The organism is Kitasatospora sp. NPDC059599, from assembly GCF_042735125.1.
Classification (GTDB): domain Bacteria; phylum Actinomycetota; class Actinomycetes; order Streptomycetales; family Streptomycetaceae; genus Kitasatospora.
Genome location: NZ_JBHWCL010000162.1, coordinates 1 through 21,903, shown reverse-complemented (window position 1 = coordinate 21,903; position 21,903 = coordinate 1). Strand labels below are relative to the sequence as shown.

Here is a 21,903-nt window from a genome sequence, read left to right as displayed (position 1 = left end):
GGCAGACGGGCGTGCCGCCCCCGCCCCGCCGCGCGGTACGCCACGGGGTGGCCGCGCCCAACCCCCCCCCCCCCCCCCCGCCCCCCGCACCCGCCCCGCCCCGGGCCCCACCCCCCCCCCCCCCCCACCGCCATGTGCGTCTGTTCATGCAAGCCGTCCTACGACTCGTCGTTGACGGATGCCCAGTGGGTGATGATCGAGCCTCTGCTGCCGGCGCGGGATCCGCGCCGGGGTGGCCGTCCGCTGAGGTTCCCTCGCCGCCCGGTCGCGGACACTGTGTTGTACTTGCCGGTCAGCGGGTGCTCCTGGAGGCTGGTGCCGCACGACCTCGCCCCGTGGGGCGCGGCCTACCGGTGGTTTCGTGCCTGGACGGCGGACGGCACGTGGGACCGGGTGCACGACACGCTACGCGAGCGGGTCCGGGTGGCGGACGGGCGGGATCCGCAGCCCTCGGCGGCGGTGCTCGACTCGCAGTCGGCCCGCAGCCATCAGGGCGGGCAGGCGATCGGCTATGACGCGGGCACGCGTGTTCGGGGCCGTCAACGGCATCCTCCGGTGGACACCTGCGGGCTCGTGCTGCGGGCGGTCGTGCACTCGGCCTCCGTGCAGGACCGGGCGGGCGCGAAGCCGGTCCCGACCGGTATCCGTGAGCGGTTTCCGCAGGTCGGGCCGGTCCGGGTCGACGGCGGCTACGTCAACGTCGTCGATGCCGGGCTCGTCGGCTGGGCGGCCGAGCACGAGAGCCCGGAGATTGTCGCCCTGCCACGGAATGCGGATGTGAAAGGCTTCCGGGTGCTGCCCCGCAGGTGGGTGGTCGAGCGGACAGCCCGCGGATCCTGCCGGTAAACCGCGAGTGCGCTGTCGGCGTCAACGCGCTCCTGCAGCAGCTCGGCGAGCCACTGCACAGCGCGGCCCGGCTTCTCGGCCGCCGCGTACGCGCGCTGTTCCCCGCCGCGGCCGTGGCGGCCGTACCGGTCGGGCAGGCCTGCCGCGGCTGTTGACCGCAGGTGGGAGGCCGGGTACGGAACAAGGCGACGGCCTCATCGGCTCGGCCCCGACGTTCCCGGATCGTGGCGAGCAGCCTGATCACCATGCCGGGGTCGAGGCCACACCAGCACCACGGGCAGACGCAGCTCGACGGCGGCGGCCCGCCGCTGGGCGATCGAGGCGCGCTGCCGGGAGGTGACGACGGGACCGGTCCGCTGCCCGCACGGGGGTGCAGCTGCGGACCAGTCCTTCCGGCGTGCGGACACCAGGCCGGCCCCCTGCCGCCCGGACCGGCGCCGAGGATGACCCCGCCGCCTACCAGGGCTTACCCATCCGTCCATGTCGCCGACGTCCCGCTCCGCCCAGGTACGGGCGAGGCCGGCGCCGGGCCGGCTGTTCCTGTCGGTTTGCCGGGCGGTGTTCCGGTTGGTGGCTGGGGTCAGGGGGCGACTCTGTCGCCGATCCTGGACCAGTTGCCCGGTGTACCGGCGTACTCATAGACGCCGGAGTGGTCGGGGCTGACGCCGTAGAGGTGGTCGGCGGTGGAGACGAAGACGGCTCCGGGCGCGCCGATCCGGGTCCAGGTGTGGTGTTCGCGGTCGTACTGTTCGATGTCGCCGGTCGCCGCGTCCGTCGCGTAGAGGGTGGTGCCGCTGGCGTAGATGCGGTCGGTCGCGCCCCGGACCTGGCTCCATGCGCCGTCCTTGCCGGTGTACTCGAAGACACCGTGGTGATCGGCGCTCACTCCGTACAGATGATCGCCGGTGGCGGCGAAACCGCTGCCGGGAGAACCGATCCGCGTCCAGGTCCCGCGCCCGCGGTCGTACTGCTCGATGTCACCGGTCGCCGCGTCCGTCGCGTACAGCGTCGTCGCGCTGGTGTAGATGCGGTCGGTCGCACCCCGGACCTGCTTCCAGGAATCGCCGGCACCCGTGTACTCGAAGACCCCGAAGTGGTTGACACTCACCCCGTACAGGTGATCACCGGTGGCGGCGAAACCACTGCCGGGAGTACCGATGCGGGTCCAGGAGTGGTGGTCGCGGTCGTACTGCTCGATGTCGCCGGAGGCCGGGTCCGTCGCGTACAGCGTCGTCGCGCTGGTGTAGATCCCGCCGACGGCGCCGCCGACCTTCGTCCATACGCCGTTGCTGCCGGTGTACTCCTCGACGGCCGTGTGGTCCGCGGTGATCCGGTACAGGTGGGCACCGGTCGCGGCGACGGTGGGGCCGCCGGCGGCTGCCGGTGCGGCGGCGGGTGCCGCAGGCACACCGGCGGTCGCGGTCGCGGGCCGGCCGGGCGTCGGCGCGGGGGCTACGGGGCCGGCGGTCGTCGGCCCCGGTGCCGGCGGCAGGCCGGGGTCCTCTGCGGGAGGCACCGTCCCCGTGGCGGTCGGGGCCTGGGGCAGGAACGAGGACGGCGCGTCCGGACCGGACGGCAGGGACAGACCGTCCGGCGAGGCGGTCACGGCGGGGGCGGCCGCTTCCTCGCCGTGCCGGGGCTTCTGGTACTGGTTCGCGACCACCACCGCGGCGAGCAACGCCAGCAGCGCGGCCCACTGTGCCGGGGTCCGCCAGCGCTTCCAGCGGCCGGGGGTGCGCGCTCGGGAGCCGTCCGGTCCGCCGACGGGGCGAGGGGTCGACGGTACGGAAGCCGACCGGGGGGTCGACGGCACAGGGGTGGGGTCCGGGGCCGGGAGGGTGGGAGGACCGGGTTCGGCCTCAGGCCCGGCGGGAGGAACGGTCTTGGTCTCAGGCCCCGCAGCGGATCCCGCGTCAGGCCCGGCAAGAGGAAGAGTCCTGCTCTCAGGCCTCTCAGCGGGCCCGGAGGCGGGCTCGGTGCCAGGGGCAGGCCGCTCTGAGCCCGCTTCGGGGGCCGTGCGGGCGGCGGCCCCAGACCCGCTGCCGTCCGCGGCCGGTGCCTCGCCGGAGGGCTGTTCGCCCAGCGGCGCGGATGCATCATCGCTGGTCAGCGGCTTGTTCGCGGGTTGTTCGCCGGCGGGCTCGGGTCGTTCGCCGCGACGGGACGGACGCGGGGACGCCGGTGGTGACGCCGCGGCGGAGAGCGCGCTCTGGGCCTGCATCGCGGCCATACAGAGCCGGCGGGCCTGCTGGAGCTTGGCGGTCCGCGTGGGTGCGTGAGGGAAGCGGTCCTCGACCAGCTTGTTGAGCCGCTCCAACGGAATGATCTTGATGCCGGAGCGGTACTCGCTCCATACGCTTTTCACTCCCCCGTACCGCGCGTGCAGCTCGTCACCCGTGCGGCCCTCGGTCAGCTCCCGCACGAACAGCGCGAGCTCGTCGGCCTGCTCCGTGCGCCCCTTCAACGGCCCCTGCGCCCGCCCCGCCCTGCCCATGGCTCCCCCTGTGATGATCGCCGGCTCGTTCGCGACGTTCGCGGACGTTCGCCGAAGTTCGCGCTGTTCGCCCGGCTTTGGCACCGCTGACCTGCGGCGACAGCCGACGGATCCCGTTCTCCTCTGACGGACAATCACATCAGGTTCCAGTGTGGTGATCCACCGCTTCCGCCAAACACGGAAACGGCCTCGTCCACCACCCGAAGGGACCGCCATGCGCCATGCCCTGCCGCGTCGCCCGAAACGCCTGGCCGCGCTCGCCGGCCTCGCCCTCGTCGTCGGCGCCGCCGTCCTGCCCGCCCACGCCGACACCAGCACGCACGAGACCACCGACGTCCTGCCCCGCTCTACCGGCGCCATCGGCCACGGCGCGGTCCCGGGCGGGCAGGTCACCCGCGACCAGATCATGGACCGCGCCACGGACTGGGTGGCCAAACAGGTCCCGTACACCCACGAGGGAGTCCACGGCCAGAAGTACGACTTCTGGCAGGACGAGCCCACCGGCGGCCCCTACCGGCAGGACTGCTCCGGTTTCATCTCCATGGCCTGGCAGCTCGACAGGAGCCGGACCACCGACGACCTGTCGGACGTCGCCGAGAAGACCACCTGGGACCAACTGCAGCCCGGAGACGCACTGAACACGACCAGCGGCGGACACGCCATCTTGTTCGCCGGTTGGAACGACAAGGCCAAGGGCACCTTCCGCTACATCGCGCAGAGCCGGCGCGGGGTACCGACCATGGCTGCCTCCGCCAACCGGAACGACCGGAAGATCGCCGGCCATGACGCGTCCGGCTACCAGCCGCTGCGATACCGCAAGCTCGCCGACGCTCCGGCCGCCACACCGGCGGCAGTGGTGCCGCCCCCCGCACCGGCACCCGTCCAAACTCCCGCCGCACCGGCACACGAGCCCGCGGCACCTGCCGCTCCCCCCGTCCCGCCGTCTCCGACGGCCCCGCCGACCAGCCCGGCACCCGCCGCACCGTCGACGCCGACGCCGGCCCCCGGCCAGACCTCGGCCACGCCCTCGCCCGCCACCCGCTCCGGCACCGTCGCCGCCACCGGCAGTCGCCTGTACCGGATCACCCCGGACCACCAGGCCGTCGAGGAGTACACCGGCAAGGGGGACACCTGGGTGAAGGTCCGCGGCGCCACCAGCCGGATCTACACCAGCCGCAGCACCCTCTACGCCACCGACCGCACGACCGGCGACATCTGGCAGTACGACCCCGCCCACAAGGACACCGGCAGCGACCACCCGGCCGGCGTCGACGGGCCCTGGACCCGCATCGGCGGCCCCGGCGCCCAGTTCGCCGCCACCGCCGACCGCCTCTACGGCCTCAGCCCCGACCACAGCGCCGTCCACGAATACACCGGCAACCCCGGCGTCTGGAACCGGGTCCGCCTCGCGGGCACCGACCGGATCCTCACCAGCGCCACAACTCTCTACGCCGTCGACCCGGTCACCGCGGCCGGCGGCGGCATCCACCAGTACGACGCCGCGAGCGGCCGCTGGACGGACATCGGCGGCCCCGGCGCCCAGTTCGCCGCCACCGCCGACCACCTGTACGGCGTCAGCCCCGACCACAGCGCCGTCTACGAATACACCGGCAACCCCGGCGTCTGGGACCGCGTCCGCCTCGCCGGCACCGACCGCATCTACACCAGCCGCAGCACCCTCTACATCACCGACCCGGTCACCACCGGCACCCGCGGCGACATCTGGCAGTACGACCGCGAACGCCGCACCTGGACCCGCATCGGCGGCCCCGGAGCAAGCTTCCTCGCCACCGACACACACCTCTACGGCGTCAGCCCCGGCCACACCGGCATCTACGAAAACACCGGCCGGGGCGACACCTGGACCAAGATCAGCGGCCCCGTCGCCACCTGACAGGCGTGACCGCGCGAAGCCCCGGCCCGCTCCGGCCACCCGGACGGCAGTCCCGATCGGGCGGGCCCCTGCGCCCTGCCTGCCATCCACGACCCGAACACCCGACCGTCCCAGGAGGAACTCCGTGAAGCTCCGCATCCCCGCCCGTCCCCGACGCGGCCGCCCGGCCGCCGAGCACTCCCCCGAGCCGTCGCCCACGCCGTGGACGCCCGCCCGGATCGTCCGGCTGCTGTGCCTGATGATCGCCGGCGTCCTCGCCCTCGGAGTATCCGCCAACGCCGCCACCGGCAAGCGTGCCCTCCACGCCTTCGCGGCCCCGGCCCCGGCCCCGGCCATCGTGCTGGGCGACCTCGTCGCGACCAAGGACAGCGCCTACGCCCTGACGAAGGACGGCTCCGCCGTCTACCGGTGGGCCGACAACCAGGACCGCTGGATCAAGATCGGCGAAAACGCCGACCGCATCTTCGCGGGCGAGGACTCCGTCTACACCACCGACCACGTCACCGGAGACATCCGCCGGTACGACTTCGACACCGGCTTGTGGCACCGCATCGGCGGGCCCGGCGCCGACTTCGCCGCCACCGACAAGCATCTCTACGGCATCAGCCCCGACCACAGCGCCGTCTACGAGTACACCGGCAAGGACGACACCTGGACCAAGGTCGGCGGACCGGCCGACCGGCTCTACACCTACACCGGCAAGACCCTGGAGACGAAGGTGGGCCCGTGGCTCGGCCGCCCCACCGACAGCGCCCTGTACGCCACCCAGCACGGCTCCGGCGACATCTACCGCTACGACGGCCGCGCCACGGCGTGGACCCGACTGGGCGGCCCCGGCGCCGAGTTCGCCGTCACCGACAACAACCTCTACCGCCTCGCGGCCGACCACTCCGGCGTGGCGGAGTACACCGGCCCCGGCGACAAGTGGAAGCCCGTCCGCACCGAGCGCACCGAGCACCTCTACGCCGCCAACACCCTCTACGCGACCGACGGCACGGGCGACATCCTCAAGTACAACGGACACCCGAACCAGTGGAACCGCATCGGCAAGCCCGGAGCCGCGTTCGCCACCTCCGGCGACCACCTCTACGGCATCACCCCCGACGGCTTGGCCCTCTACGAGTACACCGGCAAGAACGACGTCTGGACCGACCGCGGGGCTCCGGTCACCCCGGCCAGCCGCGAGGAGCGCATCGCACGCCTCGAACAGCTGACCCAGCCCGGCCAGGCCGCGACCGACGCCTGGTACCGGGAGCTCGGCGCCCACCGCAGCCACCAGCCCGACCGCTACGAGTTCAACTGGGACACCAACGTCTGTAACTCCCCCGCACCGGACAAGATCGCCGACTACGACTTCAGCCTCGCCTGCATCCGCCACGACTTCGGGTACCACAACTACAAGGACCTGCTCGGGGACAACGGCTTCCGCAACAGCCTGACCGGCCAGTCCCCCAAGGAACGTGTCGACGACATCTTCCGCCAGGACCTGAACAACATCTGTGACGACCCGGGCTTCCCGCGAAAGCACACCACCGCTGAGCGCGACACGTGCCGCGGGATTGCCGACAAATACGTCAAGGCGGTCGTCGCCTTCGGCTGACCCCCCACCCGCACAACCCGCGCCGACCACCCGAAACGCCGGGTGGTCGGCGCATCCTCTCCAAGACTGACCCGCCACGCCCGCTCCGCTCCCGCCGGACACGTCACCACCAGGCTGATTCCACCTCGCCGCCCCTATCGTCCTGGCCGCGGCCGCAGCGTGGACGCCGTCTTCTAGCACTTGTGCCTCCTCGCGGAGCAGCTCAGTGATCCAGTCGGCGACGCCGGCGGGGATGCGCAGGGTGCGCTGTTCGATGTCGTACGGGGTGCCGATGGTCAGCCAGACGTCGGCGCTGTCGGCGCCGGGTGCGGCAGCGCGGGCGAAGCCTTCGATGCCGTCAGCGAGGTCGGCGGCGGCGCCCTCGGTGTCGGTACCGGCGTTCACCAGCTCGCCGGGCCGTCGGAGCCGGTGGGGAAAGGGGTGCGGCGGATCGTGTCGGGGTGGTGGAGGTACCAGCCCCAGTCGTCGAAGCCGGGTCCCCAGCGGACCAGGGCCACCCAGGTGGTGGAGCCCTGGTGCAGGCGCCAGTTCTCGATCCGGCAGGGACGCCACTGGCCGCCGAGGCGGATCTCGGCCCAGCGCCAGCGGGGCTCGGTGGTCCAGCAGCGGCCGGGGCCGGACATCAGGGTTGCGCGGTGCCCGCTCGGCGTCGCCGGGCTGGGGGTCCGGGTGGCGGGGGTGGGAGCGGGAGAACGGGACTGCGCTGGTCACCACGGCTGGAGTACTAGGCCAGCGCCACAATCAATATGGCCATAAAACCTACCAGCAACAGGAGGCACGAGGAACCAGACGAGGGCGGGGAGGTGAACGAGGGGCCTCTTCTGGCGATCGATTCTTCGATTTCACGATCCTGCTTTGCCATTGCCGCCCGCCGAGTTTCGCTGAGAAGGGGGCACCGTTCAACGTGGTGCGGGCGACCATATCGTTCGCACGGCGGAGCAACGAACAAATCCCCGTAGCCACATGCAGGGCATTTAGCTGTCATCGTCTCATCATCAACCGCACCTGCTGACCTGACCACTCTCCCACCTAGAGTGGGTCGGGCGATTCCGCTTAGCCAGTGTCAGTAGCACATCAGTTCATTCATCCCAGAGGGGCTGGCCAGACGGCCGGCCCCTTTTTGCATGCCCCTATCAGCGGGCGTTGCGGTGTCCGTTTTCCGGCTCAGCCCGCAGTTCGGCTGGGCCCATGGCGGCGATCGTGCGGGCCAGGTCCATGACGATGTCCAGGGCGTGCTGTGCCCCCGAGTCATCGTCTGCACCAAAGGCGCGCAGCATGCCGATCGCGCGGGCGAGCGCTTCGGAGAGTCGCGCGCTGCGCAGGGGCCAGTCCGGCAGGGTGGCCGCCATGCAGCGCGAGAGCACGTGGGCCAGGGCGGGTGGCGGGGCGGCCGCGGGTGAGTCGGCGGACCATGATGCCGATCATCGTCTCGGAGTGGGCTGGGCTGGTCTCAGAGTCGCGGGCGAGGCGGCAGTGGGCGGTGATCCACCAAAGGGTGCGCTCGACCGCCCACCGCTTGGGCTGTACCCGGAAACCTCGTCGGCGCCCCTGGGACCAGGCACGCGGGCGCGTGCATCAGCGCGCGGGTCGCCGCGACCTCCGCCGCGTCCACCTCCACGCCCTCGCACTGCGCCGCCAGCGAGTTGGGCGGCAGCCAACCCGCTGCCGCCCGACTCGCTGACACCACCCCACCCACTCACAGCCCGGACGGCAGCAGGGCCGAGACGCTGCTCGGCGTCTCGGCCCTGCTGCTGTCCGGGTCAGCCCGCCGTGACCGGCGGCCTGGTCTCGTCCGCCCGGCAGCGTGCGCACCCACACAGCGGCCAGCCCTGGGCGGGGTGGTAGGCGACGGGGTCGCCGGGGTCGACGTCGATGTCGAGGGCCGGCGTCCGGTCGTGGCGGGTGCCGTCGGGGCCGACGCGGTAGGTGGTGATGCTCAGCCCGTGGCGCCGGTGGGCGCGCGGGACGAGTCCCGGGGGCCTCCACCCCACCCGAGGGGGAGAGGCCACCACACGTTCTGGGCGTCTTCCCAGAGGGACGGGCGGCCGGGTCGAACAGCCGCATCACGAACGCTTGGTCAGCATCCTGGCCCGATCCGCACGCGACTTGTGTTTCCCGCCGCTCCGTCAGGGGCCGAAGGCGTTCTCGGTCGAAGGCTTGCATACCGCCCTCTGAGAAAGCACCGGAAGGCCGTCACCTACGGGTGGCGGCCTTCCGGTTGCCCGCAGGCGAGATCCATTGAGACGGGACAACAGGCACACGGCCCGTGAACGCGGCGGCGCCGCCGGTGGTTCGCGCGGTGGCCGTCAGCGCACCGGCTGCGGGACGCGCTGGGCGGCGCCGTCGGTGGTTCGGGCTTTCGGGGTGGACGCCGACCAGGGCACGCGCGCGGCCCTGCACCTACGAGATGACCTCGGTGACGGATCCATTCGCCACGATGCCCGGGCCGTGCAGAAGAGAGAAGCGCAGGCCCTTCACCAAGACGATCTCGTGGTCCAGAGTGGCAGTCAGGTCGGTACTCTCGCCGGGCGTTGCCCTGTCGATCCCGTCCGGCAGCTTGATGGATCCGTCGATGATCTTTTCGCGAACGAGGAACTTGGGCCGATGGCCTGCGGTGATGGAGACGTCACGGCCGGCTTCGTCCGCGCTCAGCACATAGACGTTGGCCTTGAAGGTGGTGCGTGCGGTGAAGCCGCCCGGCTTGGCCAGGACCTGGCCCGGTTCGATGTCCTTAGCGGCCACGTCACGCAACAGCACGGCCACGGCCTTCCCGTCCTGTTCCCCGTTGGCCGTACGGTCCACCTCGACCCCAGCGCATGTGGCCACGAGGGACTTTCCGCCGCCGACGATCTCGACGTCGTCCCCCGCCTTGACACTGCCGAGTTCGATACGGCCCCGTACGACGCTTCCGCCGCCCGCGGGAGAATGGACGTCCACGATGTACATCAGGAACGGCTGGTCCGCTGCCGTCTCGGCTGTCTCTTCCGACATAGGTGACTTCCCCTCGCGTGGGTGGTCCGTGCAGACTGCCGACGGAATGGACGGCAGTATCCGGCCGTAGGAGCTGCGGAGCGCATGCCCACTCCCTCGCCGCTCCCGACGGACCGTCAGATTGCTTGCGTCCTTTCCCACAGTAGTGCCCTGTGGCGAACCAGACCGACCGGCACGACGGCCGACATCCGTGCGCCGACGGGGCGCCCCTGCCAACGCCGAAGGTCCCCCCGACGGTCATGGTCCCGTAGGCCTCGTAGGCCGGCATGAACAGGCTGACCGTGAACAGCGCGAGCAGAATCGCGGGAGGCAGGATTCGTTCCACCCGGCTGGGCCAGACCGGCTCTCGCGTTGTGACATGTCCCGCGCGCCGCTCACGGTGGCGCCGGTCAGCCTCCTCGGCCGCCGGACGGTCGGAACCCGGCAAATCTGCTGCCTCGCGGATCGTGGCTATACGAGCACACGGCCTTGGCGCTGAGAATGTTCAAGGATTCGGACGGCGGGATGATCCCGAGGAACTGCTCCCCGTCTGGCGGTCCGGGTGCGTGGAATGCGGGTATGTACGGTCCATGGCATCGAACTTCCGCACGAATGACGGCGGCGAAGTCCGCGTCGGAGACAAGGTGTGGGCCCAGGTCTGGCAGGAGAGCGACAACAACCCCTGGCTCATCACCCAGCACCCGCTCGACAAGACCCACCTCATCCTCAAGGAGATCGGAGGCACCGAGGAACGCACCCACCACCCGGACGACCTCGCCCTCTACTACTACGCCAACCGGCAACCGCCCAACGGCGGATGAGGTGGACGCGGAAGCCACAGCCGAGGACGGCCTGACGCCGACGGCGACCGGACACTGACGAAGCGGCCGGGGGCGGCTCGCGCCGCCCCCGGCCGTTCCGTCCCGAGGCGTAATGAAGGCGCTGCAGGCGGCGGGCCGGCAGCCTGGCACGCGGCGCGCAGGACGCTGGTCGAGCCGTTCGGTTGGCAGCGCCACGCCGGAACGCGGTCCGTCCCGGCCGGGACGACTGCGGTGCTTCGACGGCGTCAGCCCGGGATCGCTTCCTGCTGGGCCTGGGGCGCTCCGGCGTCGCGGGCCGCGTAGAGGCGTTGGGCGACCGCGTAGAGGCGTTGGGCGACCGCGCCGGGCATCTTCTGGGTGATCATGCGTTCGCGTCGACTGTACGAAGGTTCCGCACACGTCGACGCTGTGCAGGGTCAACTGGAGGGATGGACGGATTTCGTCGATCAGGTTGAGGAGGATCCGGCTCTCCGGGAGCTTCGTGCCGATCGCCGGCGCCCGTTCGGACTGCTCCGCCGCGGCGGGGCGGAAGTAGCCCGCGAAGTACTCGGGCAGGGTCCGGGCGGCGAGGCTCCCCTCCGCCAGGTGCGCACCGTCAGGGTCGAGGCACAGCAGGAAGTTCCAGGTCACCGTCTCAAGCAGGTGGGTCGGGCCAGGACCCGATGGGCCAGTTCCACGATGCCCGCCCGGCCGGAGAATTCCTCGGCGTGCGCGCCGGCCACAATCAGCACATTGTCGGTGGCGTCGCCGATCGACAGGAGCAGCAGCGGCCTGCCGGCACGAGAGGTTCCGACAGTCCGTACGCGGCAGTGCTCCGGATACCGGACGGCCAGCAGGTACGCGGTGTCGGAGAGTTCCTCAAGCGTGGGGTAGCGATCATGGTGCAGTACCGCCTTGCCCGCGCTGGTCGAAGCATCAATCAGCCATTGGGTTCCTCCCCTTGTGCCCATCCTGGTACTCGTACCAACGGCGGCCGCCACGTGGGGACGGTCGACCGCGGCACTGAACGCCCTCCACCGCCCGGCGCAGCTGCGCCCGGAGCTCCACGGGGACGCGTGTGTACCATCCTCCTGCCCGCCAGTGTCACGGTCGCCCCTCGGAGGGCGGGCCACCGCGAAAGCGCTGGAACCGTGGTGACATCGGGTCGAACAGACCTTGCCGTCGAACGTGGAGTGGTCGAATGCCATCACCGGGGCGCCGCAAGGCCCTCATCGCCGTGTGCGCCGTGGTCGCCCTGGCGGCTCTGTCCGCAGTGGTGCGCTACGCTGCGGACCGCGAGCCCGGCGCTGACGCAGGCTTGTTCAGCCAGGTGCTCCTCAGCGCCGACGGCCGCACCTTCACGACACCGGTCATGTGGACACCCTGCCAGGAGGCCCAACCGCGGCTGTTCGCGCGCGAGACGTCGCAGACGGTCGCCGCGGATCTGAAGACCGGGAACACCGTGGACCAGACCCGGAAGTGCCCCTCGGCGAGCCGGCTGGTCAGTTTCACGCTCCACGCGCCTCTGGGGACCAGACAGCTGTCGGAGGCCAACACGGGAAAGCCCTTCGTCTCGTTCCCCGCCGCCCGGCTCGCCGACGTCGACTACCTCCCCCCGGGCTTCACCGCGATATCGGACGTCCCACAGGTCTTCGGCTCCGTGGCCGGACCGTGGACTCCCAATCCGTACAACCGCAGCGACACCGTGCCCTCCTGGACCCGCTACTACGCGACCGCCGGCAGGCCCGCGCTGAGCATCACCCAAGTCCTCCCCACAGCCGGCACCCAGGACCCGCCACCGGACACCCACGCCGGTGCACCGATGTCCGTCCACGGCCACAGCGCGTCCCTCGTGTGCGATACGGATTCCGAACGTGCCCTCACCTGGTCCGACGGCGTCAGCACATTCACCGTGGTCAGCTTCGACCCGCAACGCACGGCCCTGTCGCCCGACGAGCTCCTTCGGATAGCCGACGGCCTGCGGAACCCCTGAGGAGCACGAGCAGCCCGCCTCCGTCCTCCAGCCGCGGCCGGTCGGTGCGGCGTACGGCGGTGACGGTCATCGTCAGGCGGCAGCCGGTCTTCGCGGCGTTGCCGGCGAGCTCGCTGACGACGAGATCGCCGGCCTCGACCAGGACGTCCAGCTCCCACTTCCCGAGGGTGGTGCGACCGAACCCCCACCGCCGTGCTCTCCGTCGTCATGCCACCGACGTCAGAAGACGGCCCCACCCGCAGGCCGCCGCACCGCCGCCGTCCGGACGAAGCCCCCTCCGCGGGCTGTCCTGGGGTAGCTGGCTCAGCAACCAGAAGGTCCGCCAGAACAAGCTGACTGCAGAGCAGCGCGGGGCAGTTGGAGGCCCTGGGGGTGGCCTGGTAGGGATGTCCCGGCTGGGGCCGGTGTCACCAGCCGGGATAGCGGTTCCACCAGTGCGGGTCGCGGGCCGGTACGTGCTCGCTGCCGCCGGGCGAGTCGACGTACTCCTGGAGCAGGTCACGGGCCAGGACATCGAGCACCCAGGCGAGTTCGAGCCGGCTCAGCAGCTCGACGGGCAGCGCGTCGACGCCGTGCGCGGCACCGAGCAGTGCACCGGCGGTGGCCGCCACCGAGTTGCCGTCCGGCGCGCCGGCCGCGAACTGCAGGGCGGCGCCCACGGTGTCGGGCCGGGGAAGCGGGAGACCACGAGGAGGGCGCCGAGCAGCGCCGAGGAGGCGGTCGCGTCCGGAGCCATCCAGGCGAGCTGCCCATGGTCCGGGACGCCGCCGGGTGCTTTCAGCAGGTCCAGAACCGTGTCGGGGCTCGCCGAGTGCGGCATGGGCAGGGAACGGACCAGCGTGTCGGTCGGGTGGTCGTCGCCCGGACGGGAGTCCGTCCACGCCCGGAAGGGATCGCTCTCGGTGAGACGGTGGGCGACGAGTCGGGCCGCGCCGACAGCCGCGTCCTGTGTGTCCGGAGCGCCGTGGGTGAGCGCGGCTGTCCCACGGATCACCGTCGCGCAGGTGTCCGGTCCGCAGCAGGGCCGCAGCAGTCCGAGGGCCGGGCTCCGGGTGAGCGCGTGGGCTCCTCGGCTGCCGGTGACCGGCTGCGCCGGGGGCCCTTCGTCAGCCCGGTCAATGCCGCAACGGTGGCCGGCACCGAGCCGCGGCGCTCGCTCAGCGCGGGCACCTGCGCGAGCCAGCCGTCCGGCCACCGGCCGCCGCCGCTGCCGCCCGCCCAGCGCTCGGAGATCCGCTCCGGCTCGATGCCCTGCAGGAAAGCCCAGCGGCAGTACGCATGCCACACCACGGACGGCACGTGGCAGATGCCCTTGTGGCTCATCCGCATCGAGGCGCGGATCGCCCCTTCGATGGTGAACGCCGCCGGCTGGGTACCGACACCGATCCGCAACGGCCCCCCGGCCGGCCACCGGCCCCGGACCACCCCCGCCGCGTCCCCTCCTGGGTCAGAGTTTGAACATCGTGGCGTAGGGCTGGGTGATGCGTTCCCGCCGCGATCCGAAGTCGACGAGTACCGCGATGTCGCTGTCTCCTTCGACGCCGACGGCCCGGCCGAGGCCATCGCCGAGGACTTTGTCCTTCAGGCCGCCGTCGTTGCCCTCACCTGCGAAGACCGGGTCGTCCCAGGGCGCGGCGAACCGGTTGTCGAAGAAGCTCCCGGAGTCGTCGATGTGCCTGGCGTACCTGTCGCAGGCGTCACCGATCCGCCGGCCCGCCGGTGCCGGGTTCGCCGGCGGTGTGGAGGCCCGGTCCGGCTTCGCCGGGTGGTCCTGTCGGCCGACGAAGGCGGTGACGTACGCCGCGATCGCGTTGGCTGGCCGGCCTTCGTGGACCTCGCCGATGGTGCGCCAGGCGTTCTGCGCGTCGTGAAGGGCCTTTGGGGTGAGCCGGTGGGCGGTATGCCGGCTCTGGGCTGCCTTCCTCGGCTTGTCCGGGTCGCCACGGAACCGGTCCCCTCGGCACCCGCCTGTCGATGCCGCCGGCCTTGCCGGGGGCCGGGATCGGGGGTCACCGTGGCGGTGGGCGTGGGGGGGCGTCGGCTGGACGTTTCGGGAACCGCCCTGGTCACGGGCTTTCCGGGCGTCTCTGGGAGGATCTGCGCCATGACGACCGACATCCGCCGTGCTGCGGGAACCAGAACCCTTTCCGATGTGCTGCTTTCGCTGGTCGGTGTCCGGCGGCTGAGTACGGAGAAGGATCTGGCCGATCTTCGGGCGGGTGCCACGTTGCAGGTGTTCTGTTCGAGTCCGACGCTGGGTACGGTCCGGATGTTGTCGGTGGGCAAGGGGCGCACTGTCGCGCACGCGGCGGCCGGTCACCTGTATCTCGCGGCGGGCTCGGTGGCCTGGCGTCATCAGCGCACCCGCGAGGAGGTGGTGCTCCGGGGGCCGTTCCGTCTGTCGCCGTCGGAGCAGCGGACGCCGCTCCCGAAGATGGCTCGCTTCGATCTGGTGGTGGGCGAGGAGCAGCACGTGATCGTGATACCCAAGGCCGATGTCGCTCTGGTCACGCAGGTGTTGGAGGCGGCGGGCCGGTAGGGGGCGGCCGGGGGTGGTTTCTCTGTGGCCGGCTGCTGAGGGATGCGGGCGGACGGGGTCGTTGCCGGGCGTGTCCACCGGTTGCGCGGCGGCGCGGTCCCGGGCGTGTCGGGCAGGCTGCCGGTCGGGCGGGTGGGCGCCTCGGGGTGGGCGGGCCCCGCGAGGTGGGGCGGGGTGGCGTGTGCGCGTGGCCGGGATCGGGCGCCGGGGTTGTCCGTGGCGTCGTGCCGGTGGTGGTTCGGTGTGGCCTGCGGGCGGGTGCGGCGGGGGTCGGGGTGCGTGGTGACGGTGTCGGCCCGTGACTGACGGCCGGTGATCCGGTCCCGGAGCGTGCTCTGCGGGAGGTCGGGCGGCGTCGGTCCGGTGGCTGCGGCCGGGTGGCGGGGTGGGACCGGTCGGTGGGGCCGTGGAATTTCGGTGTGGTGTCCCGGGCTCTTGATGGTGACCCGGGGGGGGGGATGTGGATGTGCCGGGTGCGGTCGGTGGGTGCGGTGGGGTCGGTCGTGTCGGGTGTACCGGCCGTGGGTGGCCCGGCCCGTTCTCGGGTGCGGCTGTCTTTGCGGTGTGACGGGCGGCTGTCGGGGGTGGTCTCGTGCATCCGGGGTGGGGCGGGGCTTCGGGGCGGTCGGGTGTGGTGGTCGGGGGCGGGGCCACGGTTCGTGTCCTTGTGCGGGGTGGACGACAGGGCCGGGTGGCGGGGTGGGTGTCCGGTGTTGTCAGGAACTCGTCCGTACGGTGCTTTAACTGCAGTTTAAGTGGATGAGGTGGTGGAAACGGTTGTGCCGGGGCGGTGGGGAATTGCGCTCGATCGGCTCGGTGAGTAGGGTTTCGCCGAATTCCCGGCCTGTGCACCCTCCACCTGTTCTGCGTCTCCCGGGCCGGGCCTGAGTGCTCTTCACGCGTCGGGGTCGGGTCCTGGGCCGAGCCCTGCGGCGACAAGGAATGCAGATGTATCTGGTGCACGTCTCGCTGGCTGCTCCGGCCGTTCCGTACGACCCGGTGGATCCGGTGGGGGTACGTGGTGCGGTGCTGCGGACGGTGCCGGCGGCCGCGCACGTGACGGCCCGGCTGGACCGGGAGCCGCCGAGTCTGGTGGTGTTCCTGGTGGGGGCCGATGCGGGGCACGCCGAGGCGGCTGCCGCGCGGGGCTGTCTGCAGTTGACGATGCCGGGGGGAATGCTTGACGGGTGGTCAATTCTCAACAGTGAGGCGCTGATCGTGCGGGATTACTTCGACCGTCTGCTGGACTGACCGGGCGGTTGGCCGATTGCTGCCGTTGCACGGTCCTGCACGCCGGAACGGGTGACTGGGGGTGGTCCGGCGCGGAAGCATGGCCGGGAGAGAACCGCGGAGCACCGTCCGCGGGTTGCCCGAGACACCTGGGAATCCATGGACCGCAGTCGCAGCACAGGCCCGTACGACCTGCTAGTGGTGGGGGGAGGCCCGAAGGCCGCAAGTCTGGCGGCGAAGGCGCACTGTCTGAATCGGCTGGAAATGGCCGAGGTGCGCATTGTGGTGGTCGAATCGGCGGAGATCGCCGCTTCCTGGAGCGGTCGCCACGGGAATACCACCGGCAGTGAATTCCTCGGCACCCGGCCGGAGAAGGACGTCGGATTTCCGTACCGCAGTTCGCGGCTTTTCGAGGCCGGCGGTGCGGAACTGGACGCCATGATGGCCGGCACGTTCTCCTGGCAGCGTTTCCTGGTGTCCCGCGGGGAGTTCAGCCGCTGGGTCGACTCCGGGGGGCCGGCCCCCACCCACCGGGTGTTCGCCGAGTACCTGGCGTGGGTGTTCGAGCAGGCCCGTGAGGGTGTCGAGGTGGTCCGCGGCCGGGTGAGCGGCCTGCACCGGGGGCCGCGGCGGTGGACCGTCGACCACCTGGACGCGCAGGGCCGTTCACGCTCCCTGGAGGCGTACGGCGTGGTGCTCACCGGGCCGGGCGAGTCGCGTCCGCTGCCCTGCGACGAGGACGCGGCGGACCGGGTGATCCCCGCCTCGGTGGACCGTTCCGCCGTGCGCGGGCTGCTCGGCGGCGGCCGTGAGGTGCTGCTGGTCGGCGCCGGGGAGAGCGCGGCGAGCTTCGCGACCTACCTGCTCGGCCCGCTGGGGGACGCCGTGTCGTCGGTGACCATCGCCTCGCCGACGCCGCCGTACAGCCGGGCCGAGTCCTACCTGGAGAACGGGGTCTACTCGGAGCCCGAGGCCGCCGGGTGGCGCGAGCTGCCGGAGTCGCTGCGCGAGGAGTTCATCCGGCGCACCGACCGCGGGGTGCTCTCGCCCGGCGTGCTGGCCGGGCTGGCCGGTGACCCGCGGCTGGGCTTCGAGACCGGCCGGGTGGAGTACATCGGCTGCGGGGGCGACGGCCGGCTCGGCGTCGAGCTGGACGGGCCGTCCGGGCGCCGCCGGATCGACTGCGACCTGGTGGTGAACTGCATCGGCAGCTCGCCGCTGGCCCAGCTGCACATGCTGCTCTCCCCCTCCACCGCACGGGAGCTGGCGGCCGACGCCGGGGTGGACCTCGGCGACCAGCGTTCCGTGATGCGCTCCGTGGCCGCCGACCTGGCCGTGGAGGCCCCCGGGCCCCGGCTGCACGTCCCCGCCCTGGCCGGGCTCGCCCAGGGCCCCGGCTTCGCCAACCTCAGCTGCCTCGGCGCGCTCTCCGACCGCATCCTGCACAGCTACGCACCCGGCGGCCACCGGGCGGACGACCACCGGGCGGACGGCGGGCAGCGGTCCGCCGACGGCGGGCAGGGGCCGGCTGCCGGTGCGGGCGCCGCGGGCGGCCGCTCCCCCGCGGGGCTCGGCGCCCTGGCCTGAGCCGGCCGCCGGTCCCCCGGGCGCAGTGGCCCGGTTTCCGGTGCCCGCTGCGGCCGGTGCCCGGCGGCTGCGGGCCCGCTGACTTTGACGTACGACCATTCGAGGAGAACCATGCCCACCGCCGACCCGTCGGCCACTGTCCTGTTCGCGCCGAGCAATCCCACCCCCAACGGGGACCTGCACGTCGGTCATCTGGCCGGTCCGTTCGTGGCGGCCGATGTGGCCCGCCGCTGTCTGGAGTTCCGGGGCGGGCAGGGCCGGCTGCTGCTCGGTACCGCCTGGATGAACACCCATGTGATGTTCGCGGCCGAGCGGGCCGGTGTGCCGTACCCGCAGTACGCGGACCTGCTCAGCGAGCGGATCTGGGAGACCTTCAGGTCCGCTGCCGTCGAGCCGGACGTGGCGCTGCGCGGCGCCGATGCGCAGCGGATCGGCGCGGTGGTGCTGGAGATGCTCGGGCGGGCGCGGGAGTCGGGTGCGGTGCGGGTGCGGACCCGGCCCGCGCACTACTGCGTGGGGTGCGCGGACTGGCGCTTCCAGGGCTATGTGAGCGGGAGCTGCCCGCACTGCGGCACGGCGGGCGCGGCGGGGATCGACTGCGAGGCCTGTGCGCTGCACCACGACGACTGCGAACTGGTCGGCGGTACCTGTGCGGTGTGCGGCGGGGCGACCGAGCTGCGGCCGCTGCGGCGGCTGTACCTGCTGCTGGAGCCGTTGCGTGGGGAGCTGGCCGGGTGGCTCGCCGGGGCGCACCTGTCGCCGGCCGCCCGGCGTTACGCCGACCGGGTGCTGGCCCGGGAGCTGCCGGAGGTGCCGGTGAGCTACGTGTCGGCGCTGGGCATCGCGGTGCCGGAGCGGCCGGGTGAGGGGGTCGGGGGTCAGAGTGTCTACCCGGCGTTCGAGTTGGCCGGGCGCTACCAGGTGATGGTGGAGCAGGCCCGGGAGGCGGGGATCGCCCCGCAGGGTTCGCCGTCGGCGATGTTCTTCGGCTTCGACAACGCCTTCGAGCGGCTGTTCATCCTGCCGGCCGTGCTGCTGGCCGCCGGTACGGGTGTCGCGCCGCTGCCGAGTTACCTGGACATGTCGTACTTCTACCGGCTGGACGGGGCGAAGTTCTCGACCTCCCGCAACCACCTGGTGTGGGCCCGGGACCTGGTGGCCCGCAGCTGTGCCGACGAGGCCCGGCTGTACACCTCGCTGACCCGTCCGGAGAACAACGAGACCGACTTCACGATGGAGGAGTTCCTCGCCTCGCCCGTCCACGGGCTGGCCGCGCGGCTGCTGGCCTGGGCGGAGGAGCTCGGCGCCGTGGTGCCGCGGGCCGGTGGGGCGGACGCCGGGGGGTCGTCGGGAGCCGGCGGGTCGGACGCCGGTGGGACGGACGCCGGTGGGGCGGGGCAGCTCGGTCAGGGGCCGGCCGCGCTGACGGCGAGCTGCGCCACCTGGGCGCAGGACCTGTGGCGGGCCTACCGGCTGGAGTCCTTCTCCTGCCGGTCGGCGGCCCACGCGCTGCTGCGGCTGGTCCTGGACGGGCAGGAGGCGCTGGCCCTGGCCGCCGGTGCGCCGGCGCGCGAGGCCGCCGAGTACCGGGCCCTGGCGCTGCGGGTGCTGCGCACGGTCGCGGTGGCCGGCCTGCCGTTCCTGCCGCAGACCTGCGCGGTGCTGCGCGGGCGGCTGGGTCTGGCGGCGCAGGGCGTGCGCTGGGACGGCACGCTGCTGGACCCGGCCGCCGTGCCCGGCGACGGCCCGGCGGGCGCCCCGGCGGACGGCCCCGGTGCGGCCGGCGCGGTGGTCGGTCCCGGTGTGGCCGGCACGGTGGTCGCCGTATGAGGTACGCGGTGGTCGGCTGCGGGCCGATGGGGGCCGCGGCCGCCCTGCGGCTGGCCGCGACCGAACCGGACGCCGAACTGCTCCTGGCCGACCGCGACCCGCAGCGGGTCGAGGAGGTGGCGGCCCGGCTGCGCGCCGCCGGGGCCACGGTACGGACACTGGTCGGTGACACCGGCGACGCGGGGTTCCAGCAGGCGGTGGCCGACGCGGACGCCGTGGCTGTCGCCCTGCCCTGGGTCGCGGCCCGGCCGCTGCTGGAGCGGCTGGTGGCCTGCGGGAGCGCCGCTGCCGGCATCGGCCGGCCGCCGGACGACGCACTGGCCGGGCTCGGCGAGGCGGCCCGCCGGGGCCGGGCCCGGCTGATCCTGCCGGTCGGCCTGGAGCCGGGCCTGACCGAGATCCTGGCCCGCCGCGCCGTGTCCAGGCTCCGCGCCTGCGAGCAGCTGCGGATCTGGTGCGGCGGCATCCCGCTCGACCCCCGTCCGCCGCTCAACCACCTCGCCCTGTACGGGGACCGGCTGACCATCACGCCCCGGGCGACGTGGAGCGTGCGCGGCGGCGCCCTGGTGCGGGTGCCGCGGTTCGGCGGCCTGGAGTCGGTGCGGGTGGCCGGCCTGGGCACCCTGGAGGCCTACGACGACGGGATGCTGCCGGGCCTGGTCGACGACCCGGTGCTCGGGCGCGTCCCCGAGGTGAGCCAGAAGACGCTGCGCTGGCCCGGCTACGCGCAGAAGGTCCGGGCCTTCGCCGAGTGCGGACTGCTCGACGAGCAGCCGCGCACCGTGCACGACACACGGGTGGCACCGCGCGCGGTCCTCGACGACGTGCTCGCCGAACACGTCCGCCGCCGGGAGGGCGACGTGGACGTGACGCTGCTGCACATCCGCGCCACCGGCGGCGGCGACGAGGACTTCGAGACGGCCACCACCACCGTGGTGGACCGGCTGGACACCGACGGCCTCACCTCGATGGCCCGGCTCACCGGCTTCACCCTGGCCGCCTGCGTGCGGCTGCTCGCCACCGGACAGCCCGCCGGGTACGGCCTGCACACCCCGCAGGAGGTGTTCGCCGGCCGGCACGGCGACGAGCTGCTGGCGCAGCTGCGGGCGGCCGGCGTGCAGGTCACCGAGCAGGTCGCCGCCGGCCGCCGGCCGGCCGAGGAGGTCCTGCACCACTTCGCCCTGACCGGCCCGGCCCCGGAGCACACCGGTCCGGAGCACACCGATCAGGACCACACCCGCCCGGGCCATACCGGCCCAGGGCATGCCGGGCCGGGCCATGCCGGGCCGGAGCATGCCGGTGCGACCCGCACCGGTACGACCCACCACGATCCGATGGAGACCAACGCATGAGCATGACCGAGGAGTTCACCGCAGCCCTGCCCGAGGCGGAGTTCAAACTGCGCCCCTCCGGCGCCCACCTCGCACTGCTGGAACTGCCCGGCGGCGCACAGCCCGTGGCGCCGTTCACCTTCGCGCACATCCACGTCCCGCCGGGCGTGACCACGGCCGCGGACTGCCACCCCGAGCGGGAGGTCTGGTTCGTGCGCAGCGGCTGCGGGGTGCTGTCGGTGGACGGTGTCGAGCGCCGGGTGTCGGCCGGTGAGCACTTCTTCTACGACAGCGGGCACACCCACCAGCTGCACAACGACGGCGAGGAGCCGATCGAGGTGGTCTCGGTGTGGTGGCTGCCCTGATCTCGGCGGCCCCGGCCGTGAGGTGACGGGCCGTCGGGCGGGCGGCATGGTGTTGCCAGGGCAGCACCATGCCGCCCGTTCGTGCAGACAGCGGGGGGTGTGAGCGGTCAGGCTGGTGATCACAGCCCGGGGCGCGGCGAACGGCCGGCCCGGGTGCGCACACGCTCTCTCCGGTTCCGTCACTCGCAGGAGTTCACCATGCACAAGACCGCCCGCCCGGCCCTCGTCCTCCTCCTCGCCGTCGTGGGCTCGCTGCTGGGTGTCGGCGTCGCGGCCGCCGCCGATGCCGCCGATGCGGCTGGGTCGGCGCGGCCGGCGGTGGTGACGGGCAGCGCCGCGCCGCAGTCGGGCGACAGCATGGGCTGGGAGTGACCCGCGGCGGGACACATGACGGCGAAGCGGTGGGAGGGCCCCGGTCGGGGCC

19 protein-coding genes and 2 pseudogenes are annotated in these 21,903 nt (G+C 72.6%); 12 read left to right on the top strand and 9 right to left on the bottom strand.

Translation table 11 applies throughout. The features are described from left to right. Positions 1-132: 132 nt before the first annotated feature. Positions 133-843: pseudogene (locus ACFV04_RS37085) on the top strand (IS5 family transposase); the annotation flags it as partial. Between the two features lie 583 nt (positions 844-1,426). Here ACFV04_RS37085 and ACFV04_RS37080 read toward each other — a convergent pair. After that, positions 1,427-2,659: a hypothetical protein gene (locus tag ACFV04_RS37080; protein WP_380535331.1), complete on the bottom strand. Its 1,233-nt coding sequence runs from the start codon at positions 2,657-2,659 to the stop codon at positions 1,427-1,429. Between the two features lie 895 nt (positions 2,660-3,554). Here ACFV04_RS37080 and ACFV04_RS37075 point away from each other — a divergent pair. After that, positions 3,555-5,234: a hypothetical protein gene (locus ACFV04_RS37075; protein ID WP_380535329.1), complete on the top strand. Its 1,680-nt coding sequence runs from the start codon at positions 3,555-3,557 to the stop codon at positions 5,232-5,234. Positions 5,235-5,358: 124 nt separating this feature from the next. After that, positions 5,359-6,834: a phospholipase A2 gene (locus ACFV04_RS37070; RefSeq protein ID WP_380535327.1), complete on the top strand. Its 1,476-nt coding sequence runs from the start codon at positions 5,359-5,361 to the stop codon at positions 6,832-6,834. Positions 6,835-7,214: 380 nt separating this feature from the next. Here ACFV04_RS37070 and ACFV04_RS37065 read toward each other — a convergent pair whose 3' ends face one another. The 5 genes and pseudogenes from ACFV04_RS37065 to ACFV04_RS37045 all read right to left on the bottom strand — a co-directional run bounded on the left by ACFV04_RS37065 (position 7,215) and on the right by ACFV04_RS37045 (position 9,825). Beyond that, positions 7,215-7,457: a hypothetical protein gene (locus ACFV04_RS37065; RefSeq protein ID WP_380535325.1), complete on the bottom strand. Its 243-nt coding sequence runs from the start codon at positions 7,455-7,457 to the stop codon at positions 7,215-7,217. 510 nt (positions 7,458-7,967) lie between these two features. Continuing rightward, positions 7,968-8,183, bottom strand: coding sequence for a hypothetical protein (locus ACFV04_RS37060; RefSeq protein WP_380535324.1), 216 nt, complete (start codon positions 8,181-8,183; stop codon positions 7,968-7,970). Then, positions 8,083-8,376: pseudogene (locus ACFV04_RS37055) on the bottom strand (hypothetical protein); the annotation flags it as partial. The pseudogene ACFV04_RS37055 and the gene ACFV04_RS37060, both read right to left, overlap by 101 nt. 218 nt (positions 8,377-8,594) lie before the next feature. Next, positions 8,595-8,825 carry a hypothetical protein gene (locus tag ACFV04_RS37050; protein ID WP_380535322.1) on the bottom strand — a complete coding sequence of 77 codons (231 nt, stop codon included), beginning with the start codon at positions 8,823-8,825 and terminating at the stop codon, positions 8,595-8,597. Between the two features lie 409 nt (positions 8,826-9,234). Then, on the bottom strand, positions 9,235-9,825 hold the full coding sequence (locus tag ACFV04_RS37045; protein ID WP_380535320.1) for a hypothetical protein: 591 nt from the start codon (positions 9,823-9,825) through the stop codon (positions 9,235-9,237). Between the two features lie 569 nt (positions 9,826-10,394). Between ACFV04_RS37045 and ACFV04_RS37040 the strand changes: the two genes are divergently transcribed. After that, a complete protein-coding gene (locus ACFV04_RS37040; protein ID WP_380535319.1) occupies positions 10,395-10,625 on the top strand; it encodes a hypothetical protein in 231 nt (76 codons plus the stop codon). Positions 10,626-11,251: 626 nt separating this feature from the next. On the opposite strand, the gene ACFV04_RS37035 is transcribed toward ACFV04_RS37040, so the two are convergent. Beyond that, positions 11,252-11,575, bottom strand: a complete 324-nt coding sequence (locus ACFV04_RS37035) for a M14 family zinc carboxypeptidase (RefSeq protein WP_380535317.1) — start codon at positions 11,573-11,575, stop codon at positions 11,252-11,254. 275 nt (positions 11,576-11,850) lie between these two features. On the opposite strand from ACFV04_RS37035, the gene ACFV04_RS37030 reads away from it, so the two are divergent. Beyond that, positions 11,851-12,597 (top strand): hypothetical protein, encoded by a 747-nt coding sequence (locus tag ACFV04_RS37030; RefSeq protein ID WP_380535315.1) that lies wholly within the window; start codon positions 11,851-11,853, stop codon positions 12,595-12,597. A 407-nt stretch (positions 12,598-13,004) separates the two neighbouring features. On the opposite strand, the gene ACFV04_RS37025 is transcribed toward ACFV04_RS37030, so the two are convergent. Both ACFV04_RS37025 and ACFV04_RS37020 read right to left on the bottom strand, forming a co-directional pair. Beyond that, positions 13,005-13,256 carry a hypothetical protein gene (locus ACFV04_RS37025; protein ID WP_380535337.1) on the bottom strand — a complete coding sequence of 84 codons (252 nt, stop codon included), beginning with the start codon at positions 13,254-13,256 and terminating at the stop codon, positions 13,005-13,007. Then, positions 13,139-13,717 (bottom strand): ADP-ribosylglycohydrolase family protein, encoded by a 579-nt coding sequence (locus ACFV04_RS37020; protein ID WP_380535333.1) that lies wholly within the window; start codon positions 13,715-13,717, stop codon positions 13,139-13,141. The genes ACFV04_RS37025 and ACFV04_RS37020 overlap by 118 nt, the downstream gene beginning before the upstream one ends. Here ACFV04_RS37020 and ACFV04_RS37015 point away from each other — a divergent pair. The 7 genes from ACFV04_RS37015 (at position 13,658) to ACFV04_RS36985 (ending at position 21,851) form a co-directional block, all read left to right on the top strand. Then, on the top strand, positions 13,658-15,136 hold the full coding sequence (locus ACFV04_RS37015) for a hypothetical protein (protein ID WP_380535335.1): 1,479 nt from the start codon (positions 13,658-13,660) through the stop codon (positions 15,134-15,136). The two genes, ACFV04_RS37020 and ACFV04_RS37015, sit on opposite strands and share 60 nt — an antisense overlap. 948 nt (positions 15,137-16,084) lie before the next feature. After that, entirely contained in the window at positions 16,085-16,387 is a 303-nt protein-coding gene (locus tag ACFV04_RS37010) for a hypothetical protein (RefSeq protein WP_380535314.1), read from the top strand. Positions 16,388-16,525: 138 nt separating this feature from the next. Further along, positions 16,526-17,953 (top strand): SidA/IucD/PvdA family monooxygenase, encoded by a 1,428-nt coding sequence (locus ACFV04_RS37005; protein WP_380535312.1) that lies wholly within the window; start codon positions 16,526-16,528, stop codon positions 17,951-17,953. Positions 17,954-18,064: 111 nt separating this feature from the next. Further along, positions 18,065-19,783, top strand: coding sequence for a class I tRNA ligase family protein (locus ACFV04_RS37000; protein ID WP_380535310.1), 1,719 nt, complete (start codon positions 18,065-18,067; stop codon positions 19,781-19,783). Next, positions 19,780-21,135 carry a saccharopine dehydrogenase family protein gene (locus ACFV04_RS36995; RefSeq protein ID WP_380535308.1) on the top strand — a complete coding sequence of 452 codons (1,356 nt, stop codon included), beginning with the start codon at positions 19,780-19,782 and terminating at the stop codon, positions 21,133-21,135. The genes ACFV04_RS37000 and ACFV04_RS36995 overlap by 4 nt, the downstream gene beginning before the upstream one ends. Next, positions 21,132-21,479 carry a cupin domain-containing protein gene (locus ACFV04_RS36990; RefSeq protein ID WP_380535307.1) on the top strand — a complete coding sequence of 116 codons (348 nt, stop codon included), beginning with the start codon at positions 21,132-21,134 and terminating at the stop codon, positions 21,477-21,479. The genes ACFV04_RS36995 and ACFV04_RS36990 overlap by 4 nt, the downstream gene beginning before the upstream one ends. A gap of 198 nt (positions 21,480-21,677) precedes the next feature. Continuing rightward, positions 21,678-21,851 carry a hypothetical protein gene (locus tag ACFV04_RS36985; protein ID WP_380535305.1) on the top strand — a complete coding sequence of 58 codons (174 nt, stop codon included), beginning with the start codon at positions 21,678-21,680 and terminating at the stop codon, positions 21,849-21,851. Positions 21,852-21,903 lie beyond the last annotated feature (52 nt).

Coding starts and splice junctions, on each gene's coding strand:
- ACFV04_RS37075 (WP_380535329.1), top strand. CDS start 3,555: ATGCGCCATGCCCTGCCGCGTCGCCCGAAACGCCTGGCCGCGCTCGCC.
- ACFV04_RS37065 (WP_380535325.1), bottom strand. CDS start 7,457: ATGTCCGGCCCCGGCCGCTGCTGGACCACCGAGCCCCGCTGGCGCTGG.
- ACFV04_RS37060 (WP_380535324.1), bottom strand. CDS start 8,183: ATGGCGGCCACCCTGCCGGACTGGCCCCTGCGCAGCGCGCGACTCTCC.
- ACFV04_RS37045 (WP_380535320.1), bottom strand. CDS start 9,825: ATGTCGGAAGAGACAGCCGAGACGGCAGCGGACCAGCCGTTCCTGATG.
- ACFV04_RS37040 (WP_380535319.1), top strand. CDS start 10,395: ATGGCATCGAACTTCCGCACGAATGACGGCGGCGAAGTCCGCGTCGGA.
- ACFV04_RS37035 (WP_380535317.1), bottom strand. CDS start 11,575: ATGGGCACAAGGGGAGGAACCCAATGGCTGATTGATGCTTCGACCAGC.
- ACFV04_RS37010 (WP_380535314.1), top strand. CDS start 16,085: ATGTATCTGGTGCACGTCTCGCTGGCTGCTCCGGCCGTTCCGTACGAC.
- ACFV04_RS37005 (WP_380535312.1), top strand. CDS start 16,526: ATGGACCGCAGTCGCAGCACAGGCCCGTACGACCTGCTAGTGGTGGGG.
- ACFV04_RS37000 (WP_380535310.1), top strand. CDS start 18,065: ATGCCCACCGCCGACCCGTCGGCCACTGTCCTGTTCGCGCCGAGCAAT.
- ACFV04_RS36995 (WP_380535308.1), top strand. CDS start 19,780: ATGAGGTACGCGGTGGTCGGCTGCGGGCCGATGGGGGCCGCGGCCGCC.
- ACFV04_RS36990 (WP_380535307.1), top strand. CDS start 21,132: ATGAGCATGACCGAGGAGTTCACCGCAGCCCTGCCCGAGGCGGAGTTC.
- ACFV04_RS36985 (WP_380535305.1), top strand. CDS start 21,678: ATGCACAAGACCGCCCGCCCGGCCCTCGTCCTCCTCCTCGCCGTCGTG.